This window comes from Bacillus sp. OTU530, assembly GCF_038440375.1.
This window is the reverse complement of record NZ_JASATP010000005.1, coordinates 85,633-105,573: the sequence shown is the minus strand read 5'-3', so window position 1 is coordinate 105,573 and position 19,941 is coordinate 85,633. Positions and strand designations below refer to the sequence as shown.

16 protein-coding genes are annotated in these 19,941 nt (G+C 39.0%); 7 read left to right on the top strand and 9 right to left on the bottom strand.

Annotation, left to right across the window (positions count from 1 at the left end; all coding sequences use genetic code 11):
* Positions 1-28: 28 nt before the first annotated feature.
* The 3 genes from AAHB12_RS05215 to AAHB12_RS05205 form a co-directional block, all read right to left on the bottom strand.
* Entirely contained in the window at positions 29-1,159 is a 1,131-nt protein-coding gene (locus AAHB12_RS05215) for a CdaR family transcriptional regulator (RefSeq protein ID WP_342044622.1), read from the bottom strand.
* A 163-nt stretch (positions 1,160-1,322) separates the two neighbouring features.
* Positions 1,323-1,547, bottom strand: coding sequence for a DUF1450 domain-containing protein (locus tag AAHB12_RS05210; protein ID WP_342044549.1), 225 nt, complete (start codon positions 1,545-1,547; stop codon positions 1,323-1,325).
* Between the two features lie 142 nt (positions 1,548-1,689).
* A complete protein-coding gene (locus AAHB12_RS05205) occupies positions 1,690-2,658 on the bottom strand; it encodes a cupin domain-containing protein (protein WP_342044548.1) in 969 nt (322 codons plus the stop codon).
* 117 nt (positions 2,659-2,775) lie between these two features.
* Here AAHB12_RS05205 and AAHB12_RS05200 point away from each other — a divergent pair, with 117 nt between their 5' ends.
* On the top strand, positions 2,776-3,639 hold the full coding sequence (locus tag AAHB12_RS05200; protein ID WP_342044547.1) for a LysR family transcriptional regulator: 864 nt from the start codon (positions 2,776-2,778) through the stop codon (positions 3,637-3,639).
* A gap of 322 nt (positions 3,640-3,961) precedes the next feature.
* Here AAHB12_RS05200 and AAHB12_RS05195 read toward each other — a convergent pair whose 3' ends face one another.
* Genes AAHB12_RS05195 through AAHB12_RS05185 form a run of 3 tightly spaced genes read right to left on the bottom strand, consistent with a single transcriptional unit; the run spans position 3,962 to position 7,915 of the window.
* Entirely contained in the window at positions 3,962-5,068 is a 1,107-nt protein-coding gene (locus AAHB12_RS05195; protein WP_342044546.1) for a GerAB/ArcD/ProY family transporter, read from the bottom strand.
* A 28-nt stretch (positions 5,069-5,096) separates the two neighbouring features.
* Positions 5,097-6,305 (bottom strand): Ger(x)C family spore germination protein, encoded by a 1,209-nt coding sequence (locus AAHB12_RS05190; protein WP_342044545.1) that lies wholly within the window; start codon positions 6,303-6,305, stop codon positions 5,097-5,099.
* Positions 6,306-6,322: 17 nt separating this feature from the next.
* Positions 6,323-7,915: a spore germination protein gene (locus AAHB12_RS05185; protein WP_342044544.1), complete on the bottom strand. Its 1,593-nt coding sequence runs from the start codon at positions 7,913-7,915 to the stop codon at positions 6,323-6,325.
* Positions 7,916-8,194: 279 nt separating this feature from the next.
* On the opposite strand from AAHB12_RS05185, the gene AAHB12_RS05180 reads away from it, so the two are divergent.
* Together AAHB12_RS05180 and AAHB12_RS05175 are read left to right on the top strand one after the other, a co-directional pair.
* On the top strand, positions 8,195-9,250 hold the full coding sequence (locus AAHB12_RS05180; protein ID WP_342044543.1) for an acyltransferase family protein: 1,056 nt from the start codon (positions 8,195-8,197) through the stop codon (positions 9,248-9,250).
* Positions 9,251-9,618: 368 nt separating this feature from the next.
* Positions 9,619-11,010 carry an amino acid permease gene (locus tag AAHB12_RS05175; protein WP_342044621.1) on the top strand — a complete coding sequence of 464 codons (1,392 nt, stop codon included), beginning with the start codon at positions 9,619-9,621 and terminating at the stop codon, positions 11,008-11,010.
* Between the two features lie 369 nt (positions 11,011-11,379).
* Here the strand turns inward: AAHB12_RS05175 and AAHB12_RS05170 are convergent, their stop codons facing one another.
* The 3 genes from AAHB12_RS05170 to AAHB12_RS05160 form a co-directional block, all read right to left on the bottom strand.
* The gene (locus AAHB12_RS05170) at positions 11,380-13,296 is read right to left on the bottom strand and encodes a PTS fructose transporter subunit IIABC (RefSeq protein WP_342044542.1); all 1,917 of its coding nucleotides are present in this window, start codon (positions 13,294-13,296) and stop codon (positions 11,380-11,382) included.
* A 12-nt stretch (positions 13,297-13,308) separates the two neighbouring features.
* Positions 13,309-14,223, bottom strand: coding sequence for a 1-phosphofructokinase (pfkB, locus tag AAHB12_RS05165; protein WP_342044620.1), 915 nt, complete (start codon positions 14,221-14,223; stop codon positions 13,309-13,311).
* Positions 14,224-14,706: 483 nt separating this feature from the next.
* On the bottom strand, positions 14,707-14,931 hold the full coding sequence (locus AAHB12_RS05160) for a hypothetical protein (RefSeq protein ID WP_342044541.1): 225 nt from the start codon (positions 14,929-14,931) through the stop codon (positions 14,707-14,709).
* Positions 14,932-15,058: 127 nt separating this feature from the next.
* Here AAHB12_RS05160 and AAHB12_RS05155 point away from each other — a divergent pair, with 127 nt between their 5' ends.
* The 4 genes from AAHB12_RS05155 to AAHB12_RS05140 all read left to right on the top strand — a co-directional run bounded on the left by AAHB12_RS05155 (position 15,059) and on the right by AAHB12_RS05140 (position 19,832).
* Positions 15,059-16,699: a spore germination protein gene (locus tag AAHB12_RS05155; RefSeq protein WP_342044540.1), complete on the top strand. Its 1,641-nt coding sequence runs from the start codon at positions 15,059-15,061 to the stop codon at positions 16,697-16,699.
* On the top strand, positions 16,671-17,912 hold the full coding sequence (locus AAHB12_RS05150) for a Ger(x)C family spore germination protein (protein WP_342044539.1): 1,242 nt from the start codon (positions 16,671-16,673) through the stop codon (positions 17,910-17,912). The genes AAHB12_RS05155 and AAHB12_RS05150 overlap by 29 nt, the downstream gene beginning before the upstream one ends.
* A 19-nt stretch (positions 17,913-17,931) precedes the next feature.
* Entirely contained in the window at positions 17,932-19,047 is a 1,116-nt protein-coding gene (locus AAHB12_RS05145) for a GerAB/ArcD/ProY family transporter (RefSeq protein WP_342044538.1), read from the top strand.
* 185 nt (positions 19,048-19,232) lie between these two features.
* The gene (locus AAHB12_RS05140) at positions 19,233-19,832 is read left to right on the top strand and encodes a hypothetical protein (RefSeq protein WP_342044537.1); all 600 of its coding nucleotides are present in this window, start codon (positions 19,233-19,235) and stop codon (positions 19,830-19,832) included.
* The last annotated feature ends 109 nt before the right edge of the window (positions 19,833-19,941 follow it).

The window sequence follows — 19,941 nt, the reverse complement described above, 5'->3', positions numbered from 1 at the left end:
GCCCTTTCTATGTATAAACATCCAAAATTCAAGCTTTTTTATCACTATTTTTTGGTTTATAATCCAAAAAACGAAGAGCCAAATACAAGCTTACGACATCAGAAAACTGTTTTAAATTCAACCCTGTCAATTCCTCTAGCTTCTTTATGCGATAATGCAGCGTATTAATATGAATATGGAGCAACGACGCAGTTAATTTTAGTGACATGTTTTGCTCAAAAAAAGTATAAAACGTTTCAAGCAGCTCCTCATCTGTTAAAACGGTTTGGAGAATCCGTTTTGTAAATTCTTTACGGGTAGGAAGACTAATCTCTTCTAAACATATATCTAGACGAAGATTCTCTTCGAAAACGATGCTATTTTGTTTCAATGCAACAGATAAAGCTCGTTCTGCTTGTTCATAACCCTTTGTTAGCTCATTGCTTTCAACAACTTGTCCAATCCCGACAGCAACTGGTGTTTTCCATTTTTCCTCCATAAAAGCTTTGAATTGCTTCACTTTTTGCGCTATCGTCTCCCCTTCCCGTTTTTGATGAACGTAACGGATAATAAGCAGACGGTCATTGCCCCAATGAATTAAAACATCTTGATCAGCGGGGTCATTCCACACATGCTTTAATTGCCAAATGTCCTTAAAGAAAAAATCTTGCTGCTCTGTCGCTTGAACTAATATAAGCTGTCGCTTCACATGTAAATCAATGTTAAGAATTTTAGCCCGCTCTACAAACGCTGGGGACCACTCCCTTGCTTGCAACCAATCAAAAACAAATGCTTCTAGCATTCTTGACTGCCACTGCATTTGTTCAGAATAATAACTTTCTTGAACAAGGAGCTCAGTCATTTTCCGAAGTAATTCTACATACGGCAAAACACGCTCTGGTTCCCCAGTAATTCCGATAACGCCAATTACATTATTCAAGAAAAAGACCGGCACGTTTATTCCAGCCTTCACTCCTTGTAGATGCTGTTCGTCCTCTTTTGTAATAACAACTCTTCGTTTTTCTTTTATACTGATTGCAGCCCCCTCATGATACGTACCAATCCGCTCAGCATCTGTACTAGCCATAATAATTCCATCTATCCCAATCATGATAAGTTCTTCATCAAATAGCTTGTGTACTTCATCAATAATTTTTTTTGCAAGAGAAATAGATAACAACAAGCAACTCCCCTCCCCTAATAGTTTTGCTTTCAAAGAATATACCTCATAACTCATTTCGAAATGGTTCAAAATCATACAAAGCTTGGCTTTTTGTCGTGTTGGCACTGCTTTTACCGGAACAAATCCTCTATTGTTACACTGAGTTATAGGAGGTTTCCCTTCAAACTGTTTGCAGTATTTGTTTCACCAAGGCTTCCGCATCATTTGCTTCAATTGTTGTAAGCTGAATCCGACAAAACGGCTGCACCCTGCATTTCAAACAGCGTCTGAAGCAATCGACAACACTAACAGCAACATCATCTTTATAATTCTGTCGAAGAATCTCTATGGCTTTATCAGCCTCAGTGAATTGAATATTTCGCTCGCAAAACTTAGCCACTCTCATTCGCCCTTTTCCTTTCTTAAATAAAAATATGAAATGGACCATCACAGAAACCTTTGCTTATATGCAGGTTCCTTGAATGGTCCATTTTCCTATTTTGACCGCCCAACAGAAAATAGTTTTCTCCTTTTGGGGCTCGCTATCTTTATTCTTGATCGTAATGTGTAAATTGAATATCCAATGTACGAAGATATGTTTGCAGACCTGCATCTTGAATCGGAATAATAAATGCCGGCTCCCCGGATTCATTATGATGAGAATGCCACAATCCCGGAGGTGTAACGAAAGCTTTTCCTGTTACCCAATCAATGCGAATCGGATCAATAATTTGCTGCGTGACCGGATCTACTTTATCTCCAACTAACGTATACGTACCAGGTGCCGCGTAAGCAACAAAGTCAAGAGCTACCGATTTATGGCTGTGAGGAGCCTGGTTAGACCCCACAGGAACGATACCAAACATCGCCCATAATACATGCGTAATCGTTAACGTTTGATCGAACTTTTGGTTGTTTAATAGGATAGAGATGCGATTCTTCAAATGAGCATCCGGCGCATTAGCTACCTCATCTAATTTCGCCTTTGCTTGTTCAGCTGTAAAAAGGGTCGGCTTAAAGCGCGCCTCTGTCGCTTGAACTCCTAAATAGTTAAGAAGCGGCGTATCGAGAATATGGTAGATTGTTGTATCCTCCATCGCGGTGTGACGGCTAACCGATCCAGATGGAAGCGTTAAGAAATCTCCCTTCTTCCAGTGAATCGTTTCGCCATTTACCTCCGTGCTGCCCCTGCCGGAGATAATGTAATATAATTCACTCGTTGCATTTGGCTGTGTATGAATCGAATCTTCCGCATTAATCCGAATAAAATGGGCAAGAAGCGATGGACTTGTTGCTGGATAATCTGTTCTCAGTTCGTTGGAAAGATCTAATGTTACAATGCGAGTTTCCCCTGAATTATATAATTCTGCTCCAAACTCTTTAGCTGGAATCGGACTTATGATACCGCTTCCAATCGGGTCCGCTGCAGTAGTATATTCATAGAAACGAGCATCCCCAGTCCAGTTTTCGTTTACAGTTCCAACAAATAGCTTTCCTGATTGAACATTGTTAGACATGTATAACCCTCCTATTACCTTGATGATACTATCTTAACTTGCTGGAGGATAGTTGTGAAATATATAATTTAAATTACTATGATATATTTTACATATAACTGAATGACAGGTGATAATATGGAACTTCGACAACTGCAATATTTTCTTGCTGTAGCTGAAGAATTAAATTTCAGCCGTGCGGCAGAGCGTCTACGCATTACCCAGCCGCCCTTGAGTTTACAAATTCAAAACTTAGAAAAAGACTTAGGTATTCCGCTTTTTTATCGAAATAATCGTCATGTCGAATTAACAGATGCAGGCAAGGTGTTTTTTGATGAAGTTTGCAAAATATTCGATCAGCTTCATCGTGCTATCGAAAATGCGCAGCGTACTCATCACGGGGAAATCGGAACATTGAAGGTTGGTTTTGTTGGATCAGCTACCTACGATATTCTTCCTGCTGTTCTGCGAGAATTTCGCAGTTTGTACCCGGATGTCCAAGTACATCTTTTTGAAATGGCCACACCCGCACAAATCCAAGCATTGCGAGAAGAAGAAATCGATATAGGCGTTTTACGACCACCGGTGCATAGCGATGCATTATGTACCGAGATCGTCTCCATTTCTCCTTGTATGTTGGCAGTCCCAAAACAGCATCCATTAACGGAAAAAGAAAACATTGCTCTTTCCGATCTGAATCTTTATCCATTTGTCATGTTATCCCGAAAAACGTGGGCGGGTCTTTATAATGAAATTCTAGCGCTATGTAATCCGATTATCCAGCAGGAGGCACTTGAGTTCCAAACTGTAATCGGTTTAGTTGCTGCCGGTTTGGGAATTGCGGTCGTTCCCCAGTCAGCCATGAATTTACATACCCAGCATGTTGTATACTTGGATCTTAATAATCAATTGCCCAGTGCTTCCATGGGTGTCTCCTGGCGCCGGAACAATCAGTCGCCTTTGGTCAAAGCCTTTATTGAGATCGCAAAGGAAATGAGATAAACACCTAGCAGTTTTTACATAGCGTTCCTGCCGACCAAAATAATGAAAACTTTCTCAATAAGCTATACTAATAAGAAAGCTTGTCACAAACAGGAGGTTTCATTTTTATGAAATCATTCTTCATATTTATTTTTCTTCTCGTATTGAGCATAGGGTTTGCTGTTGCTATGGATTTATTGTTAGGTTATTCAATATCCCAATGTTTGCAGAACCTAAATAACCCATTTTGGTTGATGGACAATATTGAATTATCCACTTCTTTAATTATAATTTCATTATTGTTTTTAAAGCCTATGATTGTATTTTTGAAAAAGAAATTTCATTAAGTATTTCGTAATCGTTGACTAAACTTTTTTCGAATCACAGCTATAAGCAGAAGAATTGCGGGGATTATTTCTCCAAAAAGAGGAAATATGGTTTTGAGTGAGAAATTCCCCTCCTCTAGATGTCCTGAAAAATCAAATGCGATCATATTAGAGGAATAGAGAATGATAATTCCAATGGGGGCTACCATTTTCCGATAATCTTGAAGGTTAAGTAAAGCGGTTGTCCCCATAACAGCCGCATAATAAAAAACTGCGATTTTGAAAAAATTGCAAATAATTAACGTTAAAATAACAATTAAATCTAGATGTTGTATAAATTCCCCGATATTTATTTTACTAATCATTGTTAACAACGGAAATGATGCGCGACCGGCAATGTCAAAGCCGAGTACCGCTATATCAAGTGCGATTGTATAACTTAATGCCAAACCGCTAAAAACTACTGCCCAAAATCCCATTTTCACCCCTTGTTTGTGGTTCTGTAACAATGGAAATAGCATTGTAAAGCAAACCATTTCTCCAAAAGGGAAGGATAATGTTTGACTATAAAATGTTGTCAAAACAGGCTTCCATCCATCACGAAGGATCGGTAACAGGTTATTAATCTGAATAACCCCAGCATACATGAGGAGAAGGTTGCTTATAAGCCCTAAACCTATGACCATTACCAAATAAATTTGAGCTGTTCTTACTAATACTTCAATTCCCTTATTAAGAACATATGCGATTGTGACAATTATCGAGAGGTTAATAATTAGCAATGGTGTTTGGTCCAATATGGCGCTTGTAAGAATTTCCCCTCCATCTCTCACATCTCTAGCTGCACCATAGATAAAAAAAAGGATATACAGTAAACTTAATGGCCAGCCTATATATTTCCCCAAAATAGTTTGAATATAGCTGATAAGTGGTTGCTGTGGATATATCCGAAAAAGAGAACGGTATATCCAAAAAAAAATGAACCCGCCTGCTGCTCCAAAAAGAATGGCGAGCCAAGCATCTTTCTTAGCCTGCAGTCCTAAACTAACGACAAGAGCCGTACCGAAGTTAAACAAAACAATGAGAGAAAAAAACTCCCCGGCACTAATTTTTGCTTTTTCCATAGGTTGCATATCTCCATTTCGCTTTTATCTATTTCGTTTCACTGAAAAGATATGGGATAGATCTCATCCCAGGGCGTCTAATTCTTGTTTCAACATGAACTTCCACTTTGGATTTTGCAAATAGGTTACCCCAGTCCTTTTCCATTTTTATCCATTCATGTTTATTTGTTCGTTCCAATGCTTCTCCAAAGCCAAAAACATCCGTTTGTTTTTTTTGTGCTTGCGCTATTGCTTCCTGTACTTCTTTTTTCATTTCTTGCGCCCATTTTTTTTCTAGCTTTCTAATTTCTTTAGATTTTTTTAGGTCAATGGCACAAAATATTTGTCCGATACTGCCCTCTTGCTTGATAAATAGATGAATAGTAGGAATATGATTTCGAACACTGGTCCTAATTTTAGTTTTTGAACGCCGAACTTCAATACTAAGTCCCCTTTTCTTCTGTTTACAGCCAATAGTGACAGCAGAACCTCTCAACTTATTATTAATCACTGTAGTGCCTCGTGCTGTTTCACCATTCAACCATCCAACTAGCTTGCCTTGTTTAAACATAGCTAGACCACTAATTCTTATGACTGCGGCTGGTGTCGTTATTTTTATAGCTGATGCCTTTGATCCTGATTTAGTATTTCCAATTAGTTCAACTCCACTAATAACAGGCCCGCCCCCTTTTCTTAATGCTCCCCGTATCACCTCATCCATTTCAACACTGTAGCCTTTAGACAATTTTTTGACCATTGTTTCGAGCTTTCCTTCTATTGCAATTGCTGGGACTCTTTCTATAGGTGTAAGTGTTTTAAGGACTTCTTCCGCCTCAGTATTTTTGGCTATAAGCAAATTCGACGTTAAACGGCCTTCATCATCTCTTTCAAAAAAATCTAACATACCGTGTACACCTTCTTTTGCTAACTCTTCCCCGATTACAATAATGTTTATATGCGAAATCATTAACTGTCGAGGTGTTACCTCTGCCGCATTGCGGAGTGCTTCGAATATCGTAGAACCGGAATTGCTGTAAACTGTAACAGGTGTTGTCCTTCCCGTCCCTGTTTTCCCCGAAATTTCTGTTGGATTCACAACTTGATACGAGACGCGATATTCCTCTTTTCCTTTTGCTTTATCTAACCCTAGGGCCATTACAAGAGCTATTTTATTTAACTCACGCTGGTCCCAGCAGCCTGTAAGGAATACTGTACATACACATAATAAGCAGAACAGACTGAAAACCGTACGTTTCATCTGCATTCCCCTTTGCTTTATTTCCTCGATTCACTAGCCGACGATTTGAGTTCATCAGTTTGTGTTTGTGTATTCTCTGCATTTGTTTGATCAATCACACGAGATTGTGTTACATAAGACTTGAAAGGAGCACGAATAACGGTATCCTTTTGACCTTTCAAAGAAAAAGGTGTGAAGGGGGCCAGATAGGGAATACCGAAAGAACGTAAACTATTCATATGAGCAACTAATAAAATCAGCGCTAACGTCATTCCATAAAAACCAAGTACGGCTGATATAATCATTAAAGGAAAACGAATCATTCTCGCGGCAATGGTCAAGTTGTATGCCGGTATGGCGAAACTCGCAATCCCTGTTATAGCTACGACGATTACCATTAATCCAGTGACAACCCCTGCTTCCACAGCGGCTTGTCCTAATACAATCGCTCCTACAATCGAAACAGCTTGTCCGACCGCCCGAGGCATACGAATACCAGCTTCACGCAATACCTCAAAGGTAGCTTCCATGATCACAGCCTCAATAAAAGCAGGAAAAGGAACGCCTTCCCGTTGCGCCATAATATTAATAAGAAGAGCAGTTGGAAGCATTTCTGGATGATAGGTCGTAACTGCAATATAAAAAGATGGTCCGAGCAATAAGATAAAAAAGCTTGTATATCTGATTAGTCTCATTAATACGACGATATCGTATCGCTGATAATAATCTTCCGATGCTTGAAAGAACTGAGAAAAAATAGTTGGTACAATGAGAGTAAACGGAGTACCGTCTACTAATACAGCTATTCTTCCTTCCAATAAGTTACCTGAAACTACATCGGGTCGTTCTGTATTGTATATAGTTGGAAAAGGAGTAAAGGTTTTATCTTGAATAAACTCTTCAAGATATCCTGATTCAAGAACAGCATCAATCTTAATATCTGTTAGCCTCTGTCGAACATCTTGCAGAAGCTCATCACTAACAATCCCTTTTAGATACATAATTGCTACATTAGTCTGCGAAACATTTCCAATTCTCATTGTTTCTAATCGCAGGTTTGGACTTTTAAGATGTCTGCGAACAAGAGCGATATTGGTTGCGATGGATTCATTAAAGCTGTCCTTAGGTCCTCGAATATTGACTTGTGTAGTAGATTCTGTAATCGCTCTCCACTGACCGCCTTTTGTGCTGCTTGCTATAGCTTTAGCATGGCCTTCTATCAAAATGATTGTATCGCCTGATAAAATGGAAAAAATGAGTTCGTTCCAGTCTGTTAAGACGGCTACATCGCCAATTGTTAAAGCATTATTTAAGATAAGGTCGAAGACATGGTTACAATCTATTTCTAATTTGCTTTCTGCCGTATCTACCATTAACGCTCGTATAATATATTCATTAATAGCTTGCTCATCCGCTAAGCCGCTTATATAAACAACTCTAACGGGAATGCTTGGAGTGCTCCCAATCTCAAACGACCGAGTAACAAGATCCGGACTATCACCAAGTTCCTGTTTCATTTTATAAAGCATCGTTTCCAAATTAGCCTCAAGCGGACAAGTTTCTGCATCAGATATCGATTCATTTCTTTGCTCTGCCTCTGAATGTTTATTTTTACTTCGCAGAAATTTCATACCATTTGAATACTCCTATCCACCATTTTTATATACCCTATTATCCGTTTTACATATTTAGGTTATTCATTAAATATTTTCTCTATATTTTCATACTCGTATGAGAAAATTGAAAGCACGCAAGAGATACAGTTAGTGGCTTTTATATGAAAAAAGAATTAACGCATATTTAAAAATGTGTCTTTCTCCTTACTAAATGTTTAAAAGCTTATAACACTGGGGTATCCTGTCGATTTCCTTATAAAATAAATACCAGCATAGTAAATAAGGGGTGAAAACATGATAAGCGCAAAGCGCGAAGTCTGGCTTGATGCGGCAAAAGGATTTGGGATGATTCTAGTTGTTGCAGGTCATGCTTATAATCATAATGATTTAATAACGTATATTTATTGGTTTCATATGCCTGCTTTCTTTCTATTTAGCGGCTATGTGTCAAAATCCATCGAGCAATGGTCACAACTAGGAGCTTATGTAAAAAAACGGGCGTATAGTCTCCTTGTTCCGTATGCGATCTATTTAGGACTATTCACAGCGGTTCGCTACTTAGGAGAAATCCTGCATGGCAACCTTTCTTGGCAGTGGTATATGAAAGACATAGGGGGGCTACTGTTTGGCGGAAGATTTATTACGGGGTACTATGGTGTGTTTTGGTTTATTACTTGTCTCTTTTTCACACAAGTTTTATTTCAACTCATGTTCCTCGTCTTCAAAAAAACAAAAACTCATTTATTATGTATTTTCTTTCTCTATGTCATTTCTCATATTGAAGGATGGCATGTGAATACATTGAGCGGCTCAGAGCCTTCCCTCCACATGTATGTGCCTTGGAATCTAGATGTGTCACTATTAGCCCTCTGTTATTACAGTATAGGGTACTATACGAAAACATACCTAAAGCGAATTCCTGCTTTGCTTACCGGCATTTGTATTCTGCTAACAGTTGGGTGTATTGCGCTGCAAGAACTTGGTTTATTAGACTATCATTTAAGTATGAAGTATCTAAACTATGACTATTATGCCCTTGATTTGTTGATTCCTTTTATTATGATAATTTCATATTGCGGAATATTCCAACTAATTACCTCTGCAAAAGTTCTGTCAGTCCTTTCCTTTATTAACCATAGAGGTTTAACTATTATGTATATGCACATCGGGGTTAACAAAATCCTTCTTCAATTTATGGACTATGGGAATATAATCTATATCGTTGCCGGAGTGAGCATTCCCCTCCTAATTTCTACGTTTATTATGGAAAAGAAATACGAGATTGGAACGTTTTTATCAAATCCGTTACACATTCCATATAGACCTTCAAAAAAACTGCATATAGAATAAAATGTATTTTTATTATCCAAAGCATATTAAAACACCGTTCATCTTTGGAACGGTGTTTTAATATATACATTACTTATGCATAAATAACATGCTTGTTAGTTTACATCATTTTTACAATACTATTAGCATTTAGTTGCTATGGCATATGCTTTTTTGAATCAACATAGTTTTGGATACTAATCACCTTTTTCTGATAAAGAAAACTCGCCGGCTAGCGAGCCCCGCTCTTGGGCGAAGACAGAGGCGGAGTTGCACTTATACTGTATTCCTAAAATTTCTCGCTACGTCGAATTGTCTTCCAGCTAGAAATTTATACTTTCTTCAAGTGTAAACAAAATTTTTTTCAAAAAAGAATAAGGAGGAAAATGATGAATCCTTTTCTAAGAAAAAAGTCTATTGAGCAACTGCAGCAAGAAAGTGTCCAGAACACAGGGCTGCAACGGGTTTTGGGATTATGGCATCTTACCGCAATTGGCTTAGGCGGAATCATTGGTGTAGGAATTTTTGTATTAACAGGGGTCGCAGCAGCTGAACATGCCGGACCGGCAGTTCTTTTATCATTTATTATTGCAGGGCTTGCTAGTGCGGCAGCCGCATTATGCTATGCGGAATTTGCTGGTTTAATACCAGTGGCGGGCAGTGCTTACACCTACAGTTATGCTGTATTGGGGGAAGCAACAGCTTGGCTAATCGGCTGGGATTTATTACTGGAGTACACATTGGTCGTTGCAGTAGTAGCAATTGGATGGTCAGGCTACATGCAGGAAATTCTGCAACAGCTTGGCATTTCTCTTCCAGCATGGGCGCAGGGTGCTCCTGGAACGGGTTCTGGTCATAAGGTGGATCTCATCGCGTTAATAGTCAGTCTAGCTATTGCTGGATTACTTACATTCGGCATAAAATGGGGCGCTAAATTCAATAACCTGATGGTTGTGATTAAACTAAGTATTATTCTAGTTGTGATCGTAGTGGGAAGTTTTCATATTCACTCGGCAAACTGGCATCCGTTTATGCCCTTTGGCTTTCACGGTGTAATGGGCGGAGCCGCCTTAGTATTTTTCGCTGTTTTTGGTTACGACACCTTAACTACAGCAGCCGAAGAAGCCAAAAATCCGCAACGCGACTTGCCTAGAGCAGTAATCCTATCATTAGCGGCTGCCCTATGTCTTTATATCGGCATGTCTCTTGTCATTACGGGGATGGCTCCTTATCACACACTTAACAATGCGGCACCAGTAGCAAAAGCATTTAGTCATGTTGGCTTGAAATGGATTGCCCTAATTATTTCAGGTGCTGCTATTGCAGGAATTCTATCTGTATTATTTTCCTTTATGCTAGCCGGCTCGCGCATCTGGTTCTCTATGAGCCGGGATGGCTTGCTGCCGAAGTGGTTTGCAAAATTACATCCTTCTTATCAAACACCTTATCGTCCAACCTTAATTATTGGGGGAATTACTGCACTAGTCTCAGGCTTTACTCCGATTCATGAAGTAGCTGAACTAGTTAACATTGGCACGTTAGCGGCCTTCATCCTTATTTGTTCATCCATCATAGTACTGCGGAAAAAACGTCCTAATCTTGAAAGAAGATTTAGAACACCGTTTGTTCCACTGATCCCACTCATTGGAGTCGGCTTTTCAATCTATCTTATTATAAGTTTGCCTGCAATTACATGGATTCGTTTTGGAGTTTGGATGATTGCAGGATTTGTAATCTATCTATTATATGGCAGAAGAAAGAGTAAACTAGCAAAAGGGTAATTTTTAAAAATCCTTAATAAATAAAGGTATTTACATTTGAGATATGATTACGATGTAAATGCCTTTATTATTTTTCCTTTTAAAGTAAACCAGCATATATATGTTTGCACGGTTCATACTTAGTTTTTATTTTAAGTTAAAGAAAACTCGCCGATTGGCGAGCCCTGTTCTTGGGCGAAGACAGAGGCGTAGCCCTACTTATACTTTGTTCCTAAAATTTCTAACTACGTCGAATTGTCTTCCAGCTAGAAATTTATACTTTCTTAAAGTGTAAAAAAGGACGTTCACTATCACTAGCAAACGTCCTTCAACAATGTATTCAATTAACCATTTAAACCAAATGCTTTAACAATGACTAGACATATTTCCTTAAGCAGACTTTGCTTGTGGATACTGTTGATTGTTTTCAATTTGTTTTTTCGGTTTTAGCAATCCAACGATAAGGGCTGTAACGATAGCACCAGATAGAATTGCTACCAAATAAAGCAATGGGTTCCCGATAACAACCGGAAGTAAGAACAGCCCTCCATGAGGCGCAGGTAATGCGATTTTAAAGGCCATTGACAATGCTCCCGCTGTTGCGGAACCAATTACACATGCTGGAATCACACGAGCTGGATCAGCTGCCGCAAACGGAATCGCACCTTCTGTAATAAATGATGCCCCCATAATATAGCATGTTTTACCAGATTCACGTTCATCCTTTGTAAATTTGCTTCGGAAGAATGTAGTAGCAAGGGCCATTCCAAGCGGCGGCACCATACCACCGGCCATAATAGCTGCATGAGGAGCGTAGTTCCCCGCATCAATCATAGCAATACCGAATGTAAGAGCCGCTTTATTAATCGGACCACCCATATCAATTGACATCATACCGCCAAGAACGATCCCAAGAAGCAGCATATTTCCTGTTCCTAAGCTAGCCAGCCAAGTTGTTAATGCGTCATTAATAAATTTCATCGGTTCAATCACGATATACATCATAATAAGGCCTGTAAGCAGTACACCAAATAACGGATATAAGAGCACAGGTTTAATGCCATCTAATGATTGCGGAAGACCACGGAAAACTCTCTTCAGGCCAAGCACAATATAACCGCCAAGGAAACCGGCAATCAATCCTCCTAGGAATCCTGCGCCTCCTGTTGAAGCCATAAGACCGCCAACCATACCGGCAACAAAACCAGGGCGATCCGCAATACTCATCGCGATAAATCCTGCTAATACCGGAATCATTAATGCAAATGCATTCGTGCTGCCAATTTTCATGAATGCTGCCGCAATCGGGTTATAAGAAGGATCGTTCGGATTGGATGCATGGATGCCAAAGAGAAAGGAGATGGCGATTAAAATTCCGCCCCCTACCACAAATGGTAGCATATTAGAGACACCGCTCATTAAATGCTTATAAAAGCCACGTCTTTCCTTTGTACCACCCTCTGCTGATTGGTCCGTTTGCGCATTCGACTCACCTTGGTAAATAGGTGCATCCTGCCGCAAGGCTTGTTCAATTAGCTCTTGCGGACGGCGAATGCCTTGCGCAACTGGCACTTGAATTACATGCTTTCCTTTAAAACGCGCCATTTCTACTTGCTTATCGGCTGCAACAATAATAGCTGTTGCTCTCTCAATATCATCGGCTGTCAGCTTGTTTTTCACACCGCTTGAACCATTGGTTTCAACTTTCAAATTTACATTCATTTCTTTCGCTTTTGCTTTTAAGCTATCCGCTGCCATATACGTATGGGCAATTCCAGTCGGACAAGCTGTAACAGCAAGGACAAATTCACTGTTGCCCTCGTCAATTACTTCCTCCTCTGCTTCCTCGCCCTCGCTTTCTTTTTCATCAATGATCTTGACGATATCATCAATGTTCTCGGCTGCAAGAAGCATCTTACGGAAATCTGTATCCATTAAGAGCATTGATAAACGCGAAAGTGTTTCAAGATGGGCATTATTCGCACCTTCACTTGCCGCAATCATAAAAAATAAATGAGCTGGTTGGCCATCAAGAGATTCATAGTCAATTCCGCTAATAGAGCGACCAAATGCAATAGCCGGCGTTTTAACAGCACTTGTTTTCGCATGTGGAATTGCAATCCCTTCACCAATTCCTGTTGTACTTTGTGATTCACGCTTTAAAATTGCTTCTTTAAAACCTTCGCGGCTTTCTAAGCGCCCTGCTTCATTTAACTTTGTCACAAGCTCATCAATTACATCTGCTTTTGACGAGCTTTGCAAATCTAGAATAATCGTATCCTTCTTTAATAGTTCAGTAATCTTCACGTCAATGTCCTCCTATCCTACTTTTTTAATTTCCACTTCTGATATAAGGCGTTCTACTTCCTCCTGTGTACATAGTTCAAGTGAGAATGCCGTTGCACTCCCAGAAGCAACTCCTACCCGAAATGCCTCAACTACATCACGTCCCTGTACATACGCACTAAGAAATCCAGCAACAAGCGAATCACCCGCGCCTACTGAATTTTTCACAGTTCCTTTTGGTACAGAAGCTTGATAGACGCCATCTTTCGTAATAAGAAGTGCACCTTGGCCTGCCATTGAAATAGCTACATACTCAGCGCCAAGATCAAGCAGTTTTTGACCATAAGGAATTGCCTCTTCTGGTGTCTCGATTGTAACATCAAACATCTCACCTAATTCATGATGGTTTGGTTTAATGAAAAACGGTCCTTGTTTCACAACATCAAGAAGAGCTTTTCCGCTCATATCAACAACTACCTTGACTCCTTTCTCTTTTACTAACTTCAAAAATGTTGCATACAAATCGCTTGGTAATGAACTTGGAATACTTCCAGCCAAGACAAGAACATCCCCATCCTGCAAGCCTTCAACTTGTGAAACAAGCTCATTGAGTTGCTTTTCTGTGATCTCAGGGCCTTGACCGTTAAGTTCTGTCTCTGATTCAGTTTTCAGCTTAATATTGATACGGGAATCGTTATTTACACGGATGAAATTTGTCGCAATCCCTTCTGTTTTCAGAAAATCCTCTACATATGTACCAGTAAATCCGCCAACGAACCCAAGTGCCTCACTTTCAACTCCCGCACGCTTTAACACACGAGAAACATTAATACCCTTCCCACCTGGATACTTGTCTTCAAATGAGATTCGGTTTAGATCGCCAAGCTGGAAATTATTTACGTGTACAATGTAATCAATAGACGGATTTAATGTGCAAGTATAAATCATCATTTCACAACCTTTACTTTAATTTTTAATATAGTTTCCACCTATCCTCACCATGCTTGAATCCTAAGAATCTTGCTATAGTAAAAGATTTTAGATGTTGTGCTTGTGGTACCAAAACATATGCACTTCTTTTTGCTATTCATTTTGTTACCTATTGAACAATATCTCTTGACTGTTTTTGGACGATTTTTAGTTGTGGCATTAAAAAATCCCTATAAGCTTCCGTTAGTAATCCACTCTACAAACGCCCGATCACTCTCAATGCGCTTTTCTGACTTTCCTTTATAAAACCTACGTATTTCGAGCATCTCCTCTTCAACATTGCCTGTTTGCAGGAACAAAACCCTATACTTTCGCCGCAACGAAAACAATTCCGATTAGAGGTAATTTTATCGTGAAAGACCACAAAAAACAATATTTTCTTTCAAAAACAACCAAAAACTTTCAAAATCAATCAGATAGATATGTTTTATAAAGCATTAATTAGCTATCTTTCGTTTCTTTTATATACCAAGTTTTTATAGCAAATATCACCGGTAGGGCTAGAAGAATAAGGAGAAGAATCCATTCCGGAGTCCCCATGTTTTGAATCATGTCCAATTGGTTTACTAATGCAGCATGAATACTAAAACCAAGTAATATATCTATGGATGTAGACAAGGCAAATAATAAACAAGCAATGAAAGCTGTTACACCTATTAACTTCATTAATTGCTCCTCCTAATTATTACTGGGGTAGTCTTACTATTCTCCTCGTTTTCTCATATATGTAGTACAAGTGCATAAATAACTAATATATGTAAAAGAATACAAAATAAAAAAGGCGGTCATCCCCATGCTATCTCGGTATGAAAAATACATAGGGAAAGGCAGAAAACATAAACAAGAACAAAATGAGCTACATCAGCGGCATAATAATGAAGTAGGCAATTCTAATACTACGTACTCTTTAAAGCATAATTTGAATTCAAATATCGAAATGATCAAAGATAAGACGGGGAACAGTTCAGACATTGTTATCCGCGAACTTACAATGGATTTAAATCGCCCGTTAAAAGCAGCCGTTATCTACATTGACGGACTGGTAGACAATAAGATAATAGATGAGTTTGTAGTTGAAACGCTACTAACAGATTTGACTATTCAAAATAGTCTCTTAGACCAAAACTTACCTCAGTTAATTGAGAATAAAGTTATTGCACTTAATGGAATAAAAATTATTGCTGCTGTAAATGAACTATTTGATTCATTAGCATCAGGCGAAACTATTATTTTGATTGATGGTTATGCCCAAGCCCTAAGCGGAAATACTAGAGGAGGAGAACAAAGATCTATTCAAGAACCTCAAACACAGCCTGTCATTAGGGGACCGAAAGATGGCTTTACTGAGTCAATCCAAACAAATACATCCCTTATCAGACGCCGTATTAAAAGTTTAAATTTATGGCTTGAGCCGATGAAAATCGGTGAAGTTACCCGTACAGATGTGGGAATTATGTATATAAAAGGTATTGCTAATGATGAAATCGTTGAAGAGGTTAGACAGAGATTAAAAAGAATTAATACAGATAGCATTCTCGAATCTGGTTATATCGAGCAATTAATTGAAGACCAGACGTTTACAACATTCCCTACCTTGTATCATACCGAAAGGCCCGATGTTGTCGCTGCCAATCTGCTTGAAGGAAAAATTGCGATATTGGTTGATCAAACACCGTTTGTGTTAATTCTCCCTGCTTTATTCATACAGTTTTTTCAATCCCCTGAGGATTACTACGAACGGTTTGACATTAGCACCGCATTGCGTTCATTAAGAGTTCTTATTTTTTTGATTTCACTTATTGCCCCATCAACCTATATTGCGGCTACAACTTTTCATCAAGAAATGATTCCTACCCAACTAGCATTTGCAATTGCTGCCCAAAGGGAAGCTGCACCATTCCCAGCCTTTGTTGAGGCTTTGATAATGGAAGTAACGTTTGAAATTTTGCGTGAGGCAGGGATCAGGATGCCAAGGGCAATTGGAACCACCATATCAATTGTTGGTGCTCTAGTAATTGGACAGGCTGCTGTTCAAGCAGGTCTTATTTCACCAGCAATGGTAATAGTGGTATCCATTACTGCGATTGCTAGTTTTGCGACACCTACGATTGCCATTGCTATTTCTGCGCGTTTAATCCGTTTTGCACTTATGGTAATTGCTGCTACATTTGGCTTTTACGGTATCATATTAGGGTTAATTATTTTAGCCATTCATCTTTGCAGTATTCGTTCATTCGGTGTTCCTTATATGTATCCATTGGCACCCTCCGCTTTAGATGATCTTGGGGATTCCCTATTTCGTGTACCTTTATGGGCAGCAAAAAGAAGGCCGAAGTTTATAGCCCAACATAATGTAGATCGCCAAGGAGAACATCAAAAGCCAGAACCGCCTAAAAAGCAACGTAATGAAAAAGGGGAGCGCAATGAGACATAAATGGCTGTTTTTATTGATACTATTGCTAAGCATTACTTTCCTCGGCGGATGCTGGAGCAGAAAGGAAATGACAGATCTTGCATTTGTGACAGGGGTAGGCATTGATAAAGCGAAAGCTAAAAATGAATATCGTCTTACTTTACAAGTTGTCAATCCAGGAAATTTCGCTAGTATTCAACAATCAGGGGGAGGCAGCGGTTCTGGCCCTCCCGTTGCTATTTTTAGCGCAACAGGACAAAACATCATTGAAGCCAGCCGCAGGAATACTCTCGGCATGTCCCGAGAATTATATTATGCTCACACCAATTTACTCGTCATTGGAGAGGAGTTGGCTAGAGAGAAAGGCATTTATGACATATTAGATGCTTTTGAAAGGGATGCTGAATTTAGGGATACGGCGACTGTAGTGATTGCAAAAGGCACAACAGCAGAAAACATGATAAAAACCCTTACCCCTGTAGATAAAATCCCAGCAACACGTTTAATCAAAGTTCTAGAGAACACGGAGAAGTCCTTAGGTGAGAATATGAGTGTTGATATTGATGGGGTTATCGGCGCACTTGTATCTACAGGAAAAGAACCAATCATTAGCGGATTCTCCGTAATCGGAAATAAGCGGCTTGCAGATAAGCAAGAAAGTTTACAAGCATCTAAGCCTGGGGCCCTCCTAGTTGCAGATAGTATGGGTATTATTAGAAATGGAAAATTGATACATTGGATTTCTAGAGAAACCGCACGTGGAGTTTTATGGATTCAAGGCAAAGTTAAGGGTTCTAGTATTAACATTGACTGGCAAGATAAAAAGAAAGCAATTGCTATTGAAGCGATGCGTGAAAAAACAAATATAAAAGCAAATATAAAGAGAGGAAAGCCCTTCATTTCTGTTTATCTTAAAGTAGAAGGGAGGGTGGGAGAAACAGATGTCCCCATTGATTTAAAAGATCCAAATGAAATTGAAAAAATGGAGAGATTATGGGACAAAGAAATTGAAAAAGAAGTTATAGAGGCGATAAAAATGGCACAACAACAAAAAAGTGATATTTTTGGATTTGGTGACATTATTCATGATTCCTATCCTGATTTATGGAAAAATTTAGAATACAATTGGGATAAAACGAACTTTCCTAAGTTAGCAGTCGATGTGAGTGTAAAAACATCCATTCGCCATACAGGCCTACGAAATAAATCTTTTCTCACAAAGATAAAACATTAAGAAAGGGAGATGAAAACGGGTGGGAAAAGAACAAATAAACGCACGCCAACTGTTTATCCTTGTCCTCTTTTTTGAACTTGGAAGTGCTCTTGTTGTAGGTCTTGGAGGGGGCGCTAAGCAGGATGCGTGGCTTGCAGTGCTAGTTGCTATGATAGGAGGAATCATTTTATTTCTTATTTATTATCGACTATACCAGTATTATCCTGACATCCCCTTAACAGAGTATTTAGAGTTGATTTTAGGGAAAATCTTAGGACGATTAATAGCCTTGCTTTATATCCTTTATTTTTTGTACATTTCCTCTAGAGTTCTTCGTGATTTCGGGGAATTTCTAGGGGCAATTGCTTATATGGAAACCCCTACTTTATTCATTAATACATTGATGATAGTTACAATTGCTTATGCAGTTTATAAAGGATTTGAGGTTATAGCGCGAACGGGCGAATTATTTTTTGTTCTGCTCTACCTTCTCGCTATCTCAGGATTTATACTTATTTCTGCGGCTGGTCTAATTGATGTAAAAAATGTAAAACCCATACTTGAACAAGGATGGAAACCTGTATTTAGGGAAGTTTTCACTTCCACCCTGTATTTTCCATTTGGAGAAATGGTCGTTTTTTTAATGCTTTTACCGCATTTGAATAAACCAAAAAAAGCGAAAAGAACAGTAATATTTGCTATGTTGTTGAGTGGTATAAACTTAGCCATCACAATGGCTGTAAATGTTGCTGTACTTGGTCCAGACACATTTGATCGTTCCACGTTTCCTTTGCTAGCAACGATCCAAAAGATAAGGGTGGCTAATTTTTTAGAAAGACTGGATGTTTTTTTTATGATAACGCTTGTTTTAGGTGGATACTTTAAAATTTCACTCTTTTTTTATAGCGCATTAATTGGCACCGCTAGGCTATTTCACATAGAAGATTACAGGAAACTCATTTATCCGCTGGGACTGGTTACCTTGCTACTATCTTTAACAATAGCTAGTAATTATACTGAACATATTAAGGAGGGTGTAGAGATTGTTACAGTGTATCTGCATTTACCCTTGCAGGTAATTGTTCCTACTTCCCTGCTTGTCATCGCTTCGGTAAGATCTAGAAGACAAAAGAAATTGCAATCTTCCACTACCTAGCTACGCTTTCTCTAAAGGGACTTACTCGAGTTGGAAGTTACTCTCTCAAACAAATACAAATGGCTTCGCTGCTAAGATTTATTCTCTCTTGGGGTTCTAATGTCAATATCCCTAAGTAAACTTATCACTTGTTGCTAGTTAACATAGAAATACTATTTAATGATAAACTGATGAGGCAGATGTTGGTGATTCACGCTACACTGATTCGCCTATCTGACCGTAAACTAAGCACTTTGTTGGCAGGAGGAATTATGCAAGTTAGAAAAGGCACTATAGCAGATTTGAAAGATGTATTGCAATTGGAGCATCGCTTATATCCTAGACAATGGCATGTGTCAGAGGAATTCGCAAAAGAGGTTCTTACTCGAAACGAAGACACTATCCGAGTACTTGATATTCATGGAGTTGTAAAAGGACACTATGCTTTTTTACCATTGGAAAAAGAAATTTATGAAAAAGTTCTTCACGGGGAAATGGATGAGAAAGAGGTAGCTGACTATGTTTTGGATTACAAGAAACCACGAAATGTATTTCTATATTGGACAACCGTCATGGTTGACATCAAAGACCCTCTGCGCGCGCAATTAGCTAAAAATCTCCTAAGTGACATTCCCTACTATTTACAGGGTTTAAAGGAAAAAGGGATTCGCGTTATGGAAATTGGAGGAATTTTCATTTCTGAGCAAGGCATGCGAGTGGCACAGCGCTTTGACATGAAACAAACAGGCACTATCACTTATACGGATGGAGAGACTTATCCCATCTATCGAGCAACTTCCATCTAGTAAACAGGCACTAGCAGCCTATATTTAAAAACACTTTCCATACATATGATAGAGACCTAGTCCATAGTATTCAGGATTGGGTCTTTTAGCGTTAGCTGTACATGTCTTG

Bases quoted from the DNA above. Each gene is read 5' to 3' on its own strand.
- AAHB12_RS05200 (WP_342044547.1), top strand. From the start codon at position 2,776: ATGGAACTTCGACAACTGCAATATTTTCTTGCTGTAGCTGAAGAATTA.
- AAHB12_RS05180 (WP_342044543.1), top strand. From the start codon at position 8,195: ATGATAAGCGCAAAGCGCGAAGTCTGGCTTGATGCGGCAAAAGGATTT.
- AAHB12_RS05175 (WP_342044621.1), top strand. From the start codon at position 9,619: ATGAATCCTTTTCTAAGAAAAAAGTCTATTGAGCAACTGCAGCAAGAA.
- pfkB (WP_342044620.1), bottom strand. From the start codon at position 14,223: ATGATTTATACTTGCACATTAAATCCGTCTATTGATTACATTGTACAC.
- AAHB12_RS05160 (WP_342044541.1), bottom strand. From the start codon at position 14,931: ATGAAGTTAATAGGTGTAACAGCTTTCATTGCTTGTTTATTATTTGCC.
- AAHB12_RS05195 (WP_342044546.1), bottom strand. From the start codon at position 5,068: ATGGAAAAAGCAAAAATTAGTGCCGGGGAGTTTTTTTCTCTCATTGTT.
- AAHB12_RS05185 (WP_342044544.1), bottom strand. From the start codon at position 7,915: ATGAAATTTCTGCGAAGTAAAAATAAACATTCAGAGGCAGAGCAAAGA.
- AAHB12_RS05190 (WP_342044545.1), bottom strand. From the start codon at position 6,305: ATGAAACGTACGGTTTTCAGTCTGTTCTGCTTATTATGTGTATGTACA.
- AAHB12_RS05210 (WP_342044549.1), bottom strand. From the start codon at position 1,547: ATGAGAGTGGCTAAGTTTTGCGAGCGAAATATTCAATTCACTGAGGCT.
- AAHB12_RS05205 (WP_342044548.1), bottom strand. From the start codon at position 2,658: ATGTCTAACAATGTTCAATCAGGAAAGCTATTTGTTGGAACTGTAAAC.
- AAHB12_RS05150 (WP_342044539.1), top strand. From the start codon at position 16,671: ATGAAAAAGGGGAGCGCAATGAGACATAAATGGCTGTTTTTATTGATA.
- AAHB12_RS05155 (WP_342044540.1), top strand. From the start codon at position 15,059: ATGCTATCTCGGTATGAAAAATACATAGGGAAAGGCAGAAAACATAAA.